At 70.8% G+C, this 16,339-nt stretch carries 15 protein-coding genes and 3 pseudogenes; 10 read left to right on the forward strand and 8 right to left on the reverse strand.

Features of this window, described 5'->3' with window-relative positions; genetic code table 11:
- Positions 1 to 36: 36 nt before the first annotated feature.
- The 5 genes from J5X86_RS15565 (at position 37) to J5X86_RS15585 (ending at position 4,473) form a co-directional block, all read left to right on the forward strand.
- Entirely contained in the window at positions 37 to 528 is a 492-nt protein-coding gene (locus J5X86_RS15565) for a hypothetical protein (RefSeq protein WP_208517389.1), read from the forward strand.
- A gap of 221 nt (positions 529 to 749) precedes the next feature.
- Positions 750 to 983 (forward strand): hypothetical protein, encoded by a 234-nt coding sequence (locus J5X86_RS15570; protein ID WP_208517390.1) that lies wholly within the window; start codon positions 750 to 752, stop codon positions 981 to 983.
- Positions 984 to 1,050: 67 nt separating this feature from the next.
- A complete protein-coding gene (locus J5X86_RS15575) occupies positions 1,051 to 1,368 on the forward strand; it encodes a helix-turn-helix transcriptional regulator (protein ID WP_308124567.1) in 318 nt (105 codons plus the stop codon).
- Between the two features lie 6 nt (positions 1,369 to 1,374).
- Positions 1,375 to 2,937, forward strand: a complete 1,563-nt coding sequence (locus J5X86_RS15580; protein WP_208517392.1) for an AfsR/SARP family transcriptional regulator — start codon at positions 1,375 to 1,377, stop codon at positions 2,935 to 2,937.
- Positions 2,938 to 3,135: 198 nt separating this feature from the next.
- Positions 3,136 to 4,473, forward strand: coding sequence for an aldehyde dehydrogenase family protein (locus tag J5X86_RS15585; protein ID WP_208517393.1), 1,338 nt, complete (start codon positions 3,136 to 3,138; stop codon positions 4,471 to 4,473).
- 241 nt (positions 4,474 to 4,714) lie between these two features.
- Here J5X86_RS15585 and J5X86_RS52470 read toward each other — a convergent pair whose 3' ends face one another.
- Complete coding sequence (locus tag J5X86_RS52470) at positions 4,715 to 5,281, reverse strand: CGNR zinc finger domain-containing protein (RefSeq protein ID WP_208517394.1); 567 nt, start codon at positions 5,279 to 5,281, stop codon at positions 4,715 to 4,717.
- 134 nt (positions 5,282 to 5,415) lie between these two features.
- Between J5X86_RS52470 and J5X86_RS15595 the strand changes: the two genes are divergently transcribed.
- Entirely contained in the window at positions 5,416 to 6,489 is a 1,074-nt protein-coding gene (locus J5X86_RS15595; RefSeq protein ID WP_208517395.1) for a hypothetical protein, read from the forward strand.
- Between the two features lie 137 nt (positions 6,490 to 6,626).
- On the forward strand, positions 6,627 to 7,109 hold the full coding sequence (locus J5X86_RS15600; RefSeq protein WP_208517396.1) for a molybdopterin-dependent oxidoreductase: 483 nt from the start codon (positions 6,627 to 6,629) through the stop codon (positions 7,107 to 7,109).
- Positions 7,110 to 7,156: 47 nt separating this feature from the next.
- Here J5X86_RS15600 and J5X86_RS15605 read toward each other — a convergent pair whose 3' ends face one another.
- Positions 7,157 to 8,011, reverse strand: a complete 855-nt coding sequence (locus tag J5X86_RS15605) for a putative RNA methyltransferase (RefSeq protein WP_208517397.1) — start codon at positions 8,009 to 8,011, stop codon at positions 7,157 to 7,159.
- Positions 8,012 to 8,047: 36 nt separating this feature from the next.
- Positions 8,048 to 8,386 (reverse strand): annotated as a pseudogene (locus tag J5X86_RS15610) (hypothetical protein); the annotation flags it as partial.
- A 1-nt stretch (position 8,387) separates the two neighbouring features.
- Between J5X86_RS15610 and J5X86_RS15615 the strand changes: the two are divergent.
- Positions 8,388 to 8,537: pseudogene (locus J5X86_RS15615) on the forward strand (cupin domain-containing protein); the annotation flags it as partial.
- Positions 8,538 to 8,706: 169 nt separating this feature from the next.
- Positions 8,707 to 9,948, forward strand: a pseudogene (locus tag J5X86_RS15620) (glycoside hydrolase family 71/99-like protein); the annotation flags it as partial.
- Between the two features lie 47 nt (positions 9,949 to 9,995).
- Here J5X86_RS15620 and J5X86_RS15625 read toward each other — a convergent pair.
- Genes J5X86_RS15625 through J5X86_RS15645 form a run of 5 tightly spaced genes read right to left on the reverse strand, consistent with a single transcriptional unit; the run spans position 9,996 to position 15,300 of the window.
- Complete coding sequence (locus tag J5X86_RS15625) at positions 9,996 to 11,117, reverse strand: glycoside hydrolase family 99 protein (RefSeq protein ID WP_208517399.1); 1,122 nt, start codon at positions 11,115 to 11,117, stop codon at positions 9,996 to 9,998.
- 1 nt (position 11,118) lies between these two features.
- On the reverse strand, positions 11,119 to 12,009 hold the full coding sequence (locus J5X86_RS15630; protein ID WP_208517400.1) for an NAD(P)-dependent oxidoreductase: 891 nt from the start codon (positions 12,007 to 12,009) through the stop codon (positions 11,119 to 11,121).
- Complete coding sequence (locus tag J5X86_RS15635) at positions 12,006 to 12,902, reverse strand: carbohydrate ABC transporter permease (RefSeq protein ID WP_208517401.1); 897 nt, start codon at positions 12,900 to 12,902, stop codon at positions 12,006 to 12,008. The genes J5X86_RS15630 and J5X86_RS15635 overlap by 4 nt, the downstream gene beginning before the upstream one ends.
- Positions 12,899 to 13,888: a sugar ABC transporter permease gene (locus J5X86_RS15640; RefSeq protein ID WP_308124568.1), complete on the reverse strand. Its 990-nt coding sequence runs from the start codon at positions 13,886 to 13,888 to the stop codon at positions 12,899 to 12,901. Before J5X86_RS15640 ends, J5X86_RS15635 begins: the two co-directional genes overlap by 4 nt.
- Entirely contained in the window at positions 13,885 to 15,300 is a 1,416-nt protein-coding gene (locus J5X86_RS15645) for an ABC transporter substrate-binding protein (protein ID WP_208517402.1), read from the reverse strand. Before J5X86_RS15645 ends, J5X86_RS15640 begins: the two co-directional genes overlap by 4 nt.
- Positions 15,301 to 15,452: 152 nt before the next feature.
- Here J5X86_RS15645 and J5X86_RS15650 point away from each other — a divergent pair, with 152 nt between their 5' ends.
- Entirely contained in the window at positions 15,453 to 16,247 is a 795-nt protein-coding gene (locus J5X86_RS15650) for an IclR family transcriptional regulator (RefSeq protein ID WP_078645442.1), read from the forward strand.
- The last annotated feature ends 92 nt before the right edge of the window (positions 16,248 to 16,339 follow it).

Consider the following 16,339-nt stretch of genomic DNA (forward strand, 5'->3'; position numbering starts at 1 on the left):
TCACGAGGTGCGACCTTTCGAGAGCGAAGGGCAAGGGTGTCCGATACCAACTGGGAACTCTTCCTCCGTGACATGGCGCTGTGCCTCTCGACCTACCAGGACAGGGGCCCCGCGGTGGTATGGCCCGAGCGCGCTCACACCGTCCTCCCGGGCCTTTACGGGGCGTACGGCCGGGAACCGGCGGACAGGGAGTGGCGGCCCGCGCCCCCCGGCACCGGCGCGCACCGACTCGCAGCCGATCTGGGCCAGGTCATGGGCTACCCCGTCGAGGCGTACGAACGGCTGCTCCCCGCCGGGACGACGCTCCCCCTCGGGCACGTCGGCGCCGACGTCCTGCTCTTCCCGCTGCGTGGCGGAGCACGCTGCCGCGTCGAGAACGACGGCCGTGCGGACCACCGGAGCGGGCGAGTCGAACTGCGGCTGCGCGCCGGGGAGATGTGCTTCGTGCCCGCACGCCACTCCTGCACGCTCTCCGAGGCCGTCGCCCCGTGCGAGCTGCTGCTGCTGGTGCTCCACGCCACACCGTGACCACTCGCTCATGGGGGCGGCCATGGCGCGCAGATGGCCCCGCAAGGCGAAACCGGACAACCGAATAATCCCGTTGCGCCCCTTATGATCCCCCCTCGTTTTGTTGCCCAGCACGTTGGTGAGCGGCGGAACGCGTGGTGCGCGGGCCGGGCCCCCGCCATGATCGATCCATCCAGCCCAGGGCCGAATTCCGTACCGGATCTCTTCAACCGGAGGCCACATTGCGCACGTTGTTCCTCACCGCCGTCATGACCGCGATCGCCGCACCGGCCCTCTCGCTCTTCCTGGGCGCGGCCGCGCAGTCGGCGCACGACCGTGCCGGAACCGGCACACGGGGCCTTCATTCGCTCGCCGTCGCCGGGACGACCCTGGCGGTCGGGGGCGGCTCCGACTCGCCCGAGGACGACGACACCGGCTGGGGCTTTCACGGCAGGGCTCTGCCGACGGACCGATGATGGGGCGGTGCCGTATCTCATGTCCGGCTTACGGGGCCATGGGGTGAGACGGCCCGACGAACGCGCGGTGGGCTCGTCCGAAGCCGCAGCCGCCTCCGGCGCTGCCGAGCACGCCGGACGGCCCGACCGCCAACCGCTGGAACTGCTCAGCGACCGCGAACGCGAGGTTCTGGACCGCGTCCTGGAGGGGCACACCTACCCCTCCGTGGCGCGTGCCCTGGGCCTCAGTCCGCACACCGTCGACACGTATATGCGACGCATCCGGGCCAAGACGGGGGCCACCCATCGCATGCAACTGCTGCGGCTGGCGATGGCCGACGCCCTGGAGACGGGTTCGGGGGACACGGGGGACACACGGGGACACGCACATCCAGACAGAAGGTGAGGTTCCGTGGACTTCCACTTGCTCGGCCCCCTTGAGGTGCTCGATGACGGGGCACCAGTGCCGCTCGGCGGAGTCATCAAGCGAGGGGCGCTCGCCCATCTGCTCATCCACGCCAACAGCGTGGTGGCCACGAGCAGGCTGCTGGCCGCCCTGTGGCCGGGTGACACCCCGCTCACCGCCCGGAAGATGCTGCAGAACGCGGTCCGGGATCTGCGCCGGACGCTGTCCTGCGAACCCGGCTCCGAGGGCCGGGCGGTGCTGGTGACCGATGCCCCGGGGTACCGGCTGCGGGTGGATCCCGACGCCGTCGATCTGCTCCGCTTCCGGCGGGCGGTGGAGCGCGGACACGCCGAGGTGGCCGCCGGCTCCTACGAGTCGGCCGCGCGGGTGCTGCGGGAGGCCCTGGGGCTGTGGCGCGGGCCCGCGCTCGCCGACCTCGTCGAGGACGGCCTCGTCTGGCCGGAGCTGACCGCGTGGGAGAACAGCCGGCTCAACGCGCTGGAAGACCTCTTCGAGGCCGAGCTGGCGTGCGGCCGTCACCACGCGGTCCTCGGAGAGCTGCAGGCGGTGGCCGCCGCCGAGCCGACGCGCGAGCGCCTGAGCTGTCAGCTCATGCTGGCCCTCTACCGCTGCGGCCGGCAGACCGAAGCGCTTGCCGCCTACCGCCACCGCCGCGTCGAGCTGGTCGAGCGGTACGGCCTCGAGCCCACCCGCGAGATGCAGAAGCTGGAGCGGGCCATCCTCGCCCACGCCCCGGAGCTCGACCCTCCGTCCCCGCCCGCGCTGGTCGATGTGACGCCCCTGCCCAGGGCCGACCTCCCCAGGACCGACCTCCCCGGGACCGATACGGCGCGGGAGACCCCGGCCCAGAGCAGGGCGGGGCTCAGCGCGGTGGGCGGGCGTGCCACCCGGCCACGGCGGCTGAACGAGTCCACGGTGGAACACAAGCGGATCAGCCTCGTATGGGTGCGCCACGCCCTGGAGGGACACGGCCACGATCCGTCGAGCGTCCAGGAGGCGCTGCGGGAGGCCGAGCGGGTCGTCCGCGAGGAGGCCGCACGGTTCGGCGGGGCCATGGCCCATGCGGCCGGGCCGGTCCTCTCGGCGCTGTTCGGCCACCCCGAGACGCATGAGGACGACGCGGCCCGGGCGGTACGGGCGGCGTTCGCGATGCGCGACCGCTTCGCCGGCCGCGGCGCCGGACCCGCGCCCATGGGCCCCGGCCCTGCGTGTCTCCATGTCGCCGTGGTCACCGGAGACGCCTATCTGCTGTTCCGGCCGGGGGAGCCGGACACCGCCCCGCGGGTGATGGGGGAGGCGGCGGACCGGTGTTTCCGGATGCTGGCGCTCGCCCCGCAGGGGCAGGTGCGGGTGTGTGAGGTCACCCGCCGCGCGAGCGAGCCGGACATCGCCTACCGCGTCGGTCCGGAACCCCCCGATGGCTGGGAGGCCGTCCAGGTCCGCGGGCAACGGCACGGCGCGGAGGTTCGCCGTACGGCCGGCCCCCGGGACTGGACGGCCCGGCCGGCTCCGGAACCCGAGGAGATCCCGGCCCACGCCGTGCTGTGACACCCGGGGCGCGGTGACGGTGGTGGCGAGGGCCTCGCCCGGTCGGGGCGGCCCCTGTGCATGGTCTATCGACAATAGAAAATTACACGCCGGTGGTCGCGTGTGCTATAACGTAAGCGTCTAATTCTGAAAGACGCTTACGATGTCCAGCACACCCTGCCCGCGGGCCGGGCCCCTTTCCACAGAACGGGATGCCCCATGACCACCACCTACCCCGCCTTGACCGAGACCGACGCCGCCGCCCTCGTGGCGCGGCTGCGGGAGACCCATCGCAGTGGCCGTACCAAGTCTCTCGCCTGGCGCCGCGAGCAGCTCACCCGGCTGCGCGCGCTGCTGACCGAGAACCGCGCGGCCATCGCCGACGCCCTCTGGGCCGATCTGCGCAAGAACCCCGACGAGGTCGACCGCGCGGAGATCGACATCACGGTGCTCGAGATCGACGACTACCTCGAGCATCTGGAGGAGTGGCTCGCCCCGCAGCCCGCGGAGGTCACCGTCTCCCACTTGCCGGAGGGGACCACGGCCCGCACCGAGCTCGACCCCCTCGGTGTCGCCCTGATCCTCTCGGCCTGGAACTATCCGATCTATCTGCTGCTGACCCCCGTCGCGGCCGCGCTGGCGGCCGGCAACGCGGTGGTCATCAAGCCCTCCGAGCTCGCCGAGCAGACCTCCGCCCTGCTGGCCCGGCTCCTTCCGGCCTACCTCGACAACGAGGCCACCGCCGTGGTCGAGGGCGGCGTCGCCCAGACGACGTCGCTGCTGGCCCAGCGCTTCGACCACGTCTTCTACACCGGCAACGGCACCGTGGGCCGGATCGTGATGCGCGCGGCCGCCGAGCATCTGACCCCCATCACCCTCGAACTCGGCGGCAAGTCGCCGGTCTTCGTCGACCGCGACGCCGACCTCACCGCGGTCGCCGCCCGCATCGCGTCCACCAAGTTCTCCAACGCCGGACAGACCTGCGTCGCCCCCGACTACGTCCTCACCGACCCGGACACCGCCGAGGCGCTGGCGGCCGCCCTGACCCAGGCGATCGAGCAGCTGTACGGCACCGACCCGCAGGCCGCCGACCACTACGGACGCATCGTCAACGAGCGCCACTTCGACCGCCTGACCGCGCTGCTCGGCTCCGGCCGCACCGTGACCGGCGGACAGAGCGACCGCGCCGAGAAGTACATCGCCCCGACCGTGCTGGTGGACGTGAAGCCCGACGAGCCGGTGATGCGGGAGGAGATCTTCGGCCCCATCCTGCCCATCCTGACCGTCGCCGACCTCACCGAGGCCATCGCCTTCATCAACGACCGCGACAAGCCGCTCGCGCTCTACGCCTTCACCGAGAACGACACCACCCGGGCCCGGCTGATCGCCGAAACCTCCTCGGGTGCCGTCAACTTCGGCTTCCCGATCTTCCATCTGACCGTGCCGACCCTGCCGTTCGGCGGCGTGGGGGAGAGCGGCATGGGCAGCTACCACGGCCGCTACTCGCTGGAGACGTTCAGCCACCGCAAGGCGGTCCTCGACGTCCCGCTGACCTGACCGGCCCAGTCGTCCACGGATCGCGAGAGGACGAGGGCATGAGCGAGATCAAGACCCCGGTTCCGGCGACATCGGTACCAGCGCGGTGCTGTTCGCCACGGCCCGGCACCCGGACCGGTTCCGCAGCGCGGTCGTGGGCACCGGCGGGGCGGTGGCAGGCGAACTGACCTTTCCCGGCTAACTGGCTCTCTCCAGTGAACTGGCCTTCTCCGTCAGGGAGTTGGCGAGACCCGTCCCGGTGTCAGCTTCCGGGCCGGGTCTTCTTCCGGGCTCGGTACGCGGCCACGTTGCTCTTGTTGCCACAGACTTCGTACGAGTGCCAGCGCTGGGTGCGGCTGCGCGTGGTGTCGTAGAACACGTGGCTGCAGAGCTCGTTGGCGCAGATGCGGAGACGGGGCCAGGTGCCGTCGGAGACGAGTTCCGCCACTGCCAGGGTGATGCCACCCACCACGGGGTCGCCACCGACCTGCCGCAGCCGCACCGTCCCGGGCTCCGAGAAATCCTGCCGCAGCGTGACAGCGGACGCCCGCTCGGCGAGCTGTGCCCAGCCGGGTGCCGCCCCGGCGCTGTCGGGCGCGGACGCGATGTCCATGAGGGTCGTGCGCAGCCCGCGGATCTTGGCGATGCGCTGCGGTGACGGCGCCTCCGCCGCGGGCTGGCCGAACGGGCGCAGGACGGCGCTCGCCGTCTCCGGGGTCTGGAGCGTGTCCGGAAAACCGGGACCGTGCGGCCGGGAGTTGAGCAGGTCCACCATCGCCGCCGCGGTCGCGGGAATCCGCCGCGCTGAGTCCGATTCTTCTCTGGCCACCCAGCCACCATAGCACATGGTCTATTGGCGAATGAGGCTTACATCCCGGTCGTCGTGCATGCTATAAGTAAGCGCCTAAAATAAAACATCCATTACAAGATCATCTTCCGAGATCAACCTCGAGGACACAGCTCATGACTGCCAAGAACGGCTCGGACCTCCGGCCGGAGCGGGGCCAGGGCCCGCCGATCCTGTCCGGTCCCGCCGCTTCGGCCGGACCCGCGCCGTACGCGGCTCCCGCCTCCCATGGCTCGCGGAGCGCGCGCATCAGCCTGCTGGCGATCTCGCTGGGCTCCGCGGGGCTGGGCGGAGCCTGGCAGGCGGCGACCTCCGTCGCCTCGGCATGGATCCAGATCAGCGATGTGCTGTTCGTGATCAGCGGACTGGTCTGGGTCGTGCTCCTGGCCGCATACGTGCGGCACGGCGGAGCCCGGTGGCACAACCTGCGCGAGGATCTGCGCCACCCGGGCCAGGGGTTCGCCCTCGCGTACGTCCCCATCATCGGCATGCTGATCACCGGTCACTTCTCGCGCTTCGGCGAGGAGGGCGCCCGCTGGGCCTACGCCGTCTTCGCCGTGGCGGCCGCGCTGGTCGCCGCGCGTCTGCTCGCCCACTGGTTCACCGGCGGGCTCAGCGAGACCACCCTGCACCCCGGCTATCTGCTGCCGGTCTCGTCCGCGCCGTTCATCGCGAGCATCACCGCGTCGACGCTGCACCTGCCCGAGATCGCGGCAGCGGCCTTCGCCGTGGGGGTGCTGTACTGGCTGGCCTTCGGCACGGTCATCCTCGGCAGCCTGGTCGCCGGCAGTCCGCTTCCGCCACCGGCCCGGCCCACCCTCACCGTCCTGGTCATCCCGCCCGCCGTCGGCAGCAACGCCTGGCTCGCCGCCCACGGGGGCCGCCTGGACGGGGTCGGCTACGGGTTCTCCGGCATCCTGTTCTTCACCCTCGCCCTGGTCGCCTTCATGCTTCCGACCCTCCGCGAGCGGTCCTTCCACACCGGGCTGTGGATCTACAGCTTTCCGGTGGCCGCCACCACGAACTTCCTGGTGCGCTGGACATACGCGGCGGACGTGCCGGGCCGGGAGACAGCCGTCTGGACACTGCTGGCGGTGTCGAGCGGTGGCTTCCTCCTCCTGGGCGTCGCGACGCTCGTCCACGGTGGCCGGCACTGGCGCCTGCGGACCGGGAACCCGGGCCTCGGGTGAGTCGGGCGCCACGCCGCAGATGCGAGGAGAAAGCCTCTTTCCACATCGCATCAGCCGGATCTTTGATCCTTCAGCATGGCATGTGCGTTTGCGTGGGACGGGGGGTCGGGTAACGGTCCTCCAGGAGGTGGTAGCCCGTGAGTGACTCCCTCGTAGCTGCCAGCACGGCTGCCGGTCCGGTGGCGGAACTCGCCCTCACCGGCGATGTGACCCGTCCGGCCCGGCTGACGGTGTCCGAACTGCTCTCCTGGCCCCAGCACCGGGCACAGGTCAGCTTCGACTGCGCCACCAGCGGCATCCAGCAGCACCGCTTCACCGGACCCTACCTGCACGACGTCCTGGTCTCCGCCGGTCCCGCCTTCGACCCCGCCCGGCGCAAGGACCGGCTGCGCTTCCTGATCGCCGTACGCGGCGCGGACGGCCACCGCGCGCTGCTGTCCTGGGCCGAGATCGACCCGGACTTCGGCCGTGCCCCCGTCCTGCTCGCGGTCACCATCGACGGCACCCCGCTCGACCGCGCGGGCCCGCAGCTCGTCCTGCCCCAGGACCGCTGCGGCGCCCGGTACATCAGCGGCATCGAGGCGATCCGCGTGGACGGCGGATACACCGTCTGGACCTGACCGGCGCCGGGCGCAGCCCGGCGGGCCGGGGCATCTCCGCGGTGGCGTCAGACCAGCGGACGGTAGGCGGTGAGCGTGACGGACAGCGTCACGTCGCAGGGCTCGGGCAGCAGCGCGACGCGCTCCTTCAGCCGCTCGCCGTGCTGGTGCCAGGCGTTGGGCCCCATCCCCACCAGCCGCGGCACGGCCTGGTGGTCCAGCGTCATGGTGCTCCGCGAACGCTCCCGGGCCACCTCGGTGAAATGCGCCGAGAACCGGTCCGCCAGCCGCTCGTCCTTCTGCTCGTCCACCCGCAGCAGCCCCAGGGCCTCCACCAGCTCCCGTAGATGATCCGGCCGGGGCGTCACCACCAGCAGCACACCCTCAGGGCGCAGCATCCGCCGCAGCTCGGCCGGATTGCGCGGTGCGAAGACGTTGAGGACCACCGACGCGGCCCCGTCGGCGAACGGCAGCCCGTCCCAGGCGTCGGCCACCACCGCGCTGATACGGGGATGCGCCCGCGCCGCCCGGCGGGCGGCGAACTTGGAGATGTCGAGCAGGACGCCCTCGGAGCCCGGGAACTCCGACATCACCCGGGCGAGGTGGTAGCCCGTGCCGCCGCCGATGTCCACGACGCAGCCGGGGTCCCCGCCCGTCGGCGCCGGTGCCGTCTCGCGCGCCAGCGTGGCCAGTGCCCCGGCGATCGGTGCGAAGTGACCGGCGGCCAGGAAGTCCGCGCGGGCCGCCACCATCTCGGCGGTGTCCGCGCTGAACTTGGCGGCCCCGCGCAGCAGATTCACATATCCCTGCTTCGCCACGTCGAAGCTGTGCCCCTGGGAACACCGCAGCGCGCCGTCGGCCATCGTCATGGTGTCGTCGCAGCAGTGTGGACACCGAAGGTACCGAACCGCCTCTTTCCGCATTGTGTCCCTACGTGCCGCTGTTGTCCTGACAGGAGCTCAGCCTATGCACATCTCGGCGGGGCGGTGCGCCCGGGTCTCAGTCGGCCGGTGACGCCGACAGGGCACGGCGGGGTCCGTGAAGAGGATGCGGACATACCTCCGGTGCCTTTCCGGAACCTGCCCGAAGTCGGTGATGAGTGCGGCGGCGAGGGAATTCGATGCGATGACGTCCATGCGCCGCCCCATGGCGACGGCGGGGGTGGCGGTGAGGTCGTCGAGCAGCCGCCGCAATTGCGGCTGGACTTTCTGCCGCGCCCGGCGCCGGGGGCGGGCGATTTCCTTTCCGGCGAGTCCGAAGAGGTAGCCGCGCTGGTCGTCGTCGAGGTGCAGGGCCTGGGGCGCGCACATCGCCTGGCACCGCCACGCCGTCGGCCAGACCCTGCACGTGGTGGAGGGCATCGCCCTGATCGGCACCCGCGACGGCACGGTCTTCGAGGCCCACCCCGGCGAGACCGTGACCTGCCCGCCCGGCACTGACGACCGCTGGTCCTCGATCCTTGATCGCGCATGAGGGAATGACGCATAAACGACGAAAAGCGCTTCCGTTTGAATTCGGTAAACCGTCCATTAAATTGCGGAATCATGAATGCGTGATTACGATCCGCCGCAGCGAGCACCCCCACTCAAGCCGCTCACTGCCGGAAAGGCAGGCCCTCATGGGTATTTCACGCCGCCATCTCATCGGTTCGGCGCTCGGCGCCACGGCGCTCGGTGCCCTGGGCGCCGCCAAGCTGACGACGGGCACCGCCGCCGCGGCCAGCCCGCCCGGTGACGTCGTCGGCAAGGTCACCGTCGGCTATCAGGGCTGGTTCGCCTGCGCGGGGGACGGCGCCCCGATCAACGGCTGGTGGCACTGGGCCGCCAACATGTCCCAGCCGCCGTCGCCGGACAACACGGGCATTCACAGCTGGCCGGATATGCGCGAGTACACCAAGAGCTACCGGACCAACTACAGCAACCTCAACAACGGCCAGCCGGCCACCTTGTTCTCCTCCTACGACCAGCAGACCGTCGACACCCACTTCCGCTGGATGCAGCAGTACGCCATCGACACCGCCGCCCTCCAGCGCTTCAACCCCTTCAGCCCCGAGGGGCCGACGCGCGACGCCATGGCCACCAAGGTCCGCTCGGCGGCGGAGAGGTACGGCCGGAAGTTCTACATCATGTACGACGCCACCGGCTGGCTCGACATGAAGAGCCAGCTGAAGCAGGACTGGACGGACAAGATGAAGGCCCATACGGCGTCCTCCGCCTACGCCAGACAGAACGGCAAGCCGGTGGTGGGCATCTGGGGATTCGGCTTCAACGAGGCCAACAAGCCCTGGTCGGCCGCGGACTGCCTGGACGTCGTCAACTGGTTCAAGGCCCAGGGCTGTTATGTGATGGGCGGGGTTCCGACCCACTGGCGGTCCGGCAACGAGGATTCACGCCCCGGCTACATGGGCGTCTACCACGCCTTCAACATGCTCTCGCCGTGGATGGTGGGACGCATCGGCAACATCGCCGACACCGACCGCTTCTTCTCCGGCGTCAACACCCCGGACCAGGCCGACTGCAACGCCAACGGGATCGACTACCAGCCCTGTGTGCTCCCCGGGGACACCCAGTCGCGGCAGCGCGCACACGGCGACTTCATGTGGCGGCAGTTCTACAACATGGTGCGGGTGGGCGCCCAAGGCATCTACATCTCCATGTTCGACGAGTACAACGAGGGCAATCAGATAGCCAAGACGGCGGAGAACGCGTCGATGGTCCCGGCCGGTTCGGGGATCTGGGCGCTCGACGAGGACGGCACCGTCTGCTCCTCGGACTATTACCTCCGCCTCACCGGAGACGGGGGCCGGATGCTCAAGAAGGAGATCGCGCTGACCCCCGACCGGCCCACGAAACCGGTCGTCTAGCGCGGTTCGCCGGGGCCCCGGCCGGGGCCCCGGCACACCACGCCTCAGCGGCGGCGGGCGGCCTCGAACCGGGCCACCCAGTACGCGGTGCGGTCGAGATACGCCGTTTCGGCCGCGGCGCCCGTCCTCCCGTACGCCCCGCTGTAGGTCCGGTAGCTCTGCGCGGTGGGCGGGGCGGAGGCCGCGGGCTCGATCTGGCTGCCCTCGTGCCACTCGTTGAACGAGGTGATCGAGACCCAGGTGGGCGGGCCCCCGTTGGCGGGGGAGAGGGCGTTGTTCCACTCCAGGTCGTAGGTGGCGCCGTCGTCGCGCTCCAGGGTGGGTGTGGTGTTCCCGGGCACGGCGCGGTCGTCGATGTAGCCGGGGCCGATGGACGGTGCCCAGACCATGCCGTGGTCGCGGCAGTACGCGGCCGGGCCGGCCCACTGCGGGTTGTTGCCCGCGGCGATGGCGTCATAGGTGTACATGCCGCCGAAGTGCGCGACCTTCGATACGTCCGTGGTCTGGGCCAGCACGATGGCGCGGTCGGCCACCTGGTCCAGCGGGGCCCAGTCGACGATCCGCAGGGACTCGAAGACGTAGTACGCGCCGCGGTCGCCGTGCGCCGCGTCCCGGTAGAAGGCCGGGTGGCCGCCGTACCGCTGGATGAGATAGCCGATGTCGTCCACCACGGACTGCGCCGTGCGGCCGGCGTAGGGCTCGATATGCCAGGCCACCTTCAGCCCGCGCGCTGCCGCCGCGTCCAGGAGCAGCGGCACCCGCTGGTCCTCGTAACCGCCCTGCCCCCACCAGCTCGTGACGAGCACACCGGTTCCGGCCTGGGCCAGCCACCCCATATGGCGGTCGACGACGGCGCGGTCGCCGGAGTCGTAGGCGCCGGCCGCCGGGTAGAAGTCGGAGCCGATCCGGTCGGGCGGGGTGAGGCCGCCCTGCGGCCAGTGGCGCCAGGAGCCGTTGACCTCCGGACTGCCGTACCAGGGGTAGTAGAAGATGTGCACGTTTGGCGAGGGGGCGAGACGGGTCGCGGTGGCGGGTGTCCCGGGGTCGTCGGCGGGTGCGGCGGCGGCCGCCCGGCCTCCCGCCGCGGCGAGCGCGCCGGCGCCGAGGGCGCCCGCGGCCGTGGCCGTCAGAAAGGTCCGGCGACTGGTGCCGGGGCTCTGTGCCATCTCATGTTCCTTCCGTGGGGGAGGAGCGGTGGGGACCCTCGGGGACGGCGTCGGCGGTAGGCCGGCCGTGGGTGGGGGCGAAGCCCAGCAGCCGGGTGCAGCGCGAGGTGTCGTACAGCCCCGCGAAGCGGGACAGCGGCGCCACGATCCTGGCGGTGGGGTGGTAGCGGGCGAGCAGTTCGGCCGTGGGGATGTCCGATGAGGTGCCGGGGGCCGCCACGTACAGCACATGGCTGCCGCGCGCCTCGGCGCCGAGCGCGGCTCGCACCGCCGCGGCGGCGTCGCGGGTGTCCAGCCACCCCCACAGGTCGCTCGCGTGGTGTCCGGGATCCGCGCGCACGGCGGCGAGCTGGCGCGTCAGCCGTGGGCCGGTGCCGGTGAAGGGGAAGCGCAGACACACGGTGTCGGTGCCCCACCGCCGGTGGGTGCCCTCGGCGACCTGTTCGAGGACCAGCTTGGAGAGTCCGTACGGGTCCTCGGCGAGCGTGGCGTGTGACTCGTCGACCGGTACATAGCCGGGTGAGCGCCGGTGGGTCGACCACGCCAGTCCCAGCGCGCCGATGCTGGAGGCGGCCACCACACGGCGCACCCCGGCGCGCCCGGCCTCGTCCAGCGCCAGGTAGGCGGTGTGGCAGTTGGCGGTGAACTGGCCCGCCGGATCCCGGGTGTCGGGGTGCGGGATGGCCGCGAGATGGACGAGCGCCGCCACCCCGCGCAGCGCCTCCCGCACCAGCTCGCGGTCGCGCAGGTCCCCGGCGAGGCTGCGCTCCAGACGAGGGTCGTGGACGGGGTTACGGTCGGTCGCGGTCACGCGGTAGCCGTGGTTCAGCAGGTCCTCGACCACATGGCGCCCGATGTGGCCCGCGGCGCCCGTCACCAGCACGTGGGTCATCCCTTCACCGCCCCGACGAGTCCGTTCACGAAGTACCGCTGCAGCGCGAGGAAGAGCAGGATCACCGGGATCACCACGATCAGCGCACCGGCCATCAGGCTGTTGTACTGCGGCACGTTCTGCGCGGAGAGCTGTTGCAGGCCGAGGGAGAGCGTGTACGCGGACTCGTCGTTGAGCGAGACCTTGGTGAGCAGATACTCGTTCCAGGTCGGGATCGCCGTCAGCAGCGCCACGGTGATCAGCGCCGGCCGGGCGAGCGGCAGGTAGACACGGGCGAATATGTGCGGCTCCCCGGCCCCGTCGACCCGGGCGGAGTCCCGCAGCTCCTTCGGTACGGCCGTGAAGGCGCCGGTCAGCAGCATCACCGACAGTGGCGCGGTGCCATTGACGAACGGCAGGACCAGCCCGTAGTGCGTGCCGAGGATGCCGAGGTTGTGCTCCAGCAGGATGATCGGCAGCAGCACCGTCACCCCCGGGACGAACAGCAGCGCCACGAATAGGCGGTACAGCCAGGCGCGGCCCGGGAAGCGCAGTACCGCGAAGGCGTATCCGGCGGCGGCGTAGATCAGCAGCGTCAACACCACGGTCAGGGCGGTGACCTTGAGGCTGTTGAGGAAGTAGTCGAGGAAGTGGAGCCGGTTCCAGGTGTCGGTGAGGGTGTGCAGCGTGGGGTGCTCGGGGATCAGATGGCCGCCGCGCACCACCTCGAACTGGTCCTTGAAGGCGCCCGAAACCATCCACAGGAACGGATACAGACTCACCAGCGCGTACCCGGTCAGCAGCACGCCGATCAGGACGCGTGCGCCGATCCGGCGTGTGGCGGCGGGCTTGGTGCCCGGCGTGCCCGGCGTGCCCGGCGTGCCCGAAGGGGCCGGGGCGGGATGTGTCGTCATACGCGGCTCCGCAGTGCTCTCAGATTGATCAGCGCCAGCACGATGGCGACGGCGAACAGCATCCAGCCCAGGGCGCTGGCCAGGCCCAGGGTGGGGGCGAACTTGGAGAGGAAGGCCAGCCGGTACGCCTCCAGGCCGAGGACGTCGGTGTGGGTGCCGGGGCCGCCGTTCGTCATGATCAGGAAGGTCTGGAAGCCGTGCAGCGCCGATCTGAGGGTGAGCAGCACGACGATCGCGGTGATCGGGCGCAGCAGCGGCCAGACCACCGAGATCTGGGTGCGCCACCAGCCCGCGCCGTCCAGCTCGGCCGCCTCGATGAGGCCGCGGTCGATGGTCTGCAGCCCGGTCAGATACATCAGCATCGCCACCGGGACCTCGGTCCACACGGTCACCACGATCATGGTGGGCAGGGCGGTGGCGGGATTGCCGAGGAAGCCCTGTGGCTCCTGCAACGAGCCGAGTCCGAGGACGCGCAGCAGGTAGTTGACGGCGCCGTCCGGCTGGAGGATGTACTGCCAGGCGTAGAAGACGGCGATGCCGGAGGTGACGTACGGCAGGAAGTAGACCGAACGCAGCACCGCCTGCGCCCGTTTGACCCTGGCCAGGGCGATGGCCAGCGGGAAGGACACGGCGACCGTGAGCACGGGCACGGCGATCATGACGTACAGGGTGTGGCGAGCGGCCTCGTGCACCCGCGGCGCGTAGACCGGATCGCGCCACAGCAGATCGGCGTAGTTGTCCAGGCCCACCCAGTCCCAGTGCGGGGCGAAGCCGTTCCAGCGGGCGAAGCCGAGCAGAAAGCCGTAGCCCACGGTGTACAGGCCCATCACGGCGAAGAGGATCACCGCGGGGGCGATGAACAGATAGCCGGTGAGTGCCTCGCGCCCGCGGCCGCCGGGTGTCGTGGCGGGTCGGCGGAAGCGTCGCGTGGCCGCCGCGGCGGCCGTCCGGGGCGTGGAGGCAGGAGGCGTGCCGACGGCCGTCACGAAGCCTCCTTCCAGTAGGAGTCGATGAGTTTGCGCAGCCGGAGGCCGGTTTGGACGGGGCTGGTCTGGCGCAGTGGCGACATGTCGATGAGGGGCGCGCCCGCCTCGTCCATGTCGAGCGTCGGCGGCCGGAAGCTGGTGTCGTACGGGTTGTACGTGTTCTCCGGGGTGCCCTTGAACGTGGCCATGAGCCTGGCGAGGTTCGGGCCGAGGACGTCGGCGGACTCGGCGCCCAGTTCGGTCGCGGACAGATCGGAGGCGGCCTGGGAGAACCTGGCGGCGACGTCGGGTTCGGAGAGGTACCGCATCCACCTCTTGGCCTCGTCCTTGCGGGGACTCGAATCGCTCAGGGCCAGGCCGGTCAGCGCGATCGGGCCGAGTGCGAGGTCCTTGACGGCGCCTTCCCGGGGCGCGGGCAGGCCGAAGGCGAGGATGTCGTCGGCCTTCATCCCGGCCTCCTGGAGGAAGGCCAGGGTGAACGTGCCGCCGACGTCGAAGGCCGACTTGCCCTGGGCGAACGCCTGGTCGGCGTCGTCGATGGTGAGGGTCTGGGTGCCGGGCATCCAGTACGGCGTCAGCCGGTCGTACGCGTCAAGGACCTTGGTGCCGTTCGGCGAGCCCCAGTCGGCGGACTTCTCCCGCCCGTACAGGGCCTCGTACCCGTCCTTGCCGAGCTGGGCGAAGGCCAGCGGCTGGCCGATCCAGTTCAGCCCGGTGGACGGCACCTTCAGGCCCAGGCTCAGCCCGCCGGTCCGCGGGTCCTTCGCCTTCGTCTTCTTCAGATCGGCGATGAACTCCTCCCAGGTGGCGGGGGGCCGGGTGATCCCGGCGGCGGCGAGCTTGGCCTTGTTGGCGTAGATGATCCCGAAGGTGCCGATGGTGAACGGCAGGCTGTAGCGCGCGCCCTTCTTCGCCCCGTGGCTCGTGGAGGTCACCGGCAGCGACTGCTCGTACTTCTCCTGGGTGACCGTGCCGGAGTGGCGCACCGCCGGGTTGAAGCGGTTGTTCCAGCTCGCCGGGACCTGTCCGCGCAGGTCCTCGACGATGCCCGCGGCGCCGTAGACGAAGTCCTCCCCGTCGGAGTGGACTTCGAAGACATCCGGCAGATCGCCCGTCATGGCCGAGCTCTGGACCTTGATGCTGTAGGCGTCCTCGGGGGTGTACGCCTCGATCCTGACCTCGATGCCGGTCTTCTCCCCGAACTCCGCGGCGGCCGCCCGTAACCCCGCGACATGCGACTGCTTGAACGTCCACATCGTCACGTCCGCGGAGCCCGCCCCCGACGCGCTGCCGCAGCCGCTCAAGCCCGAGGCCGACAGCGCGGCGGCGAGGCCCAACGCCGCGAGGCGGGCGCGGCGCGGCGGCGGGGAGAAACGTCCCGACTGAGGAGAAAGCGGATATCTGGCATGCATACGAGCCCCTGCCTCATGCCGATGCGTTCAGAAGGCCGAATGACGTTGGAGTAACGGAACATAGGCTTGCCGTGATATAGCGTCAAGACAAGCTGCGTAAGGTGTCGGGAACCGGGGCCAGCGGGGCGCCGGGCCGGGGAGCGGAGGCTGGCGTGGAATCGGTGTCGGGAGCAGCGCGGGTCCGGCGTCACGAGGACGTCAAGTCCGCAGCGCGCGTCCTGGAAGTGCTCGAACTCCTGGGTGCCGAGGGCGCCCGGCTCTCGCTCGCCGACATGGCGAGCACCCTGGCCGTGCCCAAGAGCAGTCTGCACGCCGTGTTGCGCACCATGGAGTCCCGCCGCTGGGTGGAGACGGACCCGTCGGGAACGCTGTACAGCCTCGGTCTCAAGGCGCTGCTGACCGGCACCGCCTACCTGGAGAGCGACGACCTCGCCGGGATCGCCGGGCCCGTGCTCGACCTGCTGGCCGAGGAGACCGGCGAGGCCGTCCACCTCGGCCGGCTGGACGATACGGACGTCGTCTACCTGGCCAAGCGCGAATCCCGCCATGCCCTGCGGATGTACTCGGCGGTCGGCCGCCGGCTGCCCGCGCATGCCACCGCCCTCGGCAAGGCGATCCTGTCCCAGTACGACGCGGCCGAGATCCAGCGCCGGCTCAACTGGCCGTTGACGGCGCTGACTCCGAGCACCGTCACCGACCCGGACGAGCTGCTCGCCCAGCTCGCCGACGCCCGCAAGCGCGGCTGGGCGGAGGACGAGGGCGAGAGTTCGGTGGACATCCGCTGTGTGGCGGTCCCGCTCGGTACCGGGCACGGCGGCGGCGACGCGATCAGCTGCTCGGCGCCGCGCAGCCGGATGGACGACGCCCGGCTGAGCGAGATCGCCGCCCATGTCACCGAGGCGGCCCACTCGTTGCGGACCCTGCTGAAGCGCCTCGGCGAGCACTGAGCCCCGCACACCGCCGCGCGCCCCGGTCCTGACCGTATCCCGGTACGGTCATTGACACCGCTCCTGAACCCTCCTTACGTTCGAATGGACGA

This window comes from Streptomyces sp. NEAU-YJ-81, from assembly GCF_017592595.1.
Taxonomy (GTDB): domain Bacteria; phylum Actinomycetota; class Actinomycetes; order Streptomycetales; family Streptomycetaceae; genus Streptomyces; species Streptomyces hygroscopicus_B.

Bases quoted from the DNA above. Each gene is read 5' to 3' on its own strand.
- J5X86_RS15585 (WP_208517393.1), top strand. From the start codon at position 3,136: ATGACCACCACCTACCCCGCCTTGACCGAGACCGACGCCGCCGCCCTC.
- J5X86_RS15595 (WP_208517395.1), top strand. From the start codon at position 5,416: ATGACTGCCAAGAACGGCTCGGACCTCCGGCCGGAGCGGGGCCAGGGC.
- J5X86_RS15605 (WP_208517397.1), bottom strand. From the start codon at position 8,011: ATGCGGAAAGAGGCGGTTCGGTACCTTCGGTGTCCACACTGCTGCGAC.
- J5X86_RS15625 (WP_208517399.1), bottom strand. From the start codon at position 11,117: ATGGCACAGAGCCCCGGCACCAGTCGCCGGACCTTTCTGACGGCCACG.
- J5X86_RS15630 (WP_208517400.1), bottom strand. From the start codon at position 12,009: ATGACCCACGTGCTGGTGACGGGCGCCGCGGGCCACATCGGGCGCCAT.
- J5X86_RS15635 (WP_208517401.1), bottom strand. From the start codon at position 12,902: ATGACGACACATCCCGCCCCGGCCCCTTCGGGCACGCCGGGCACGCCG.
- J5X86_RS15645 (WP_208517402.1), bottom strand. From the start codon at position 15,300: ATGCATGCCAGATATCCGCTTTCTCCTCAGTCGGGACGTTTCTCCCCG.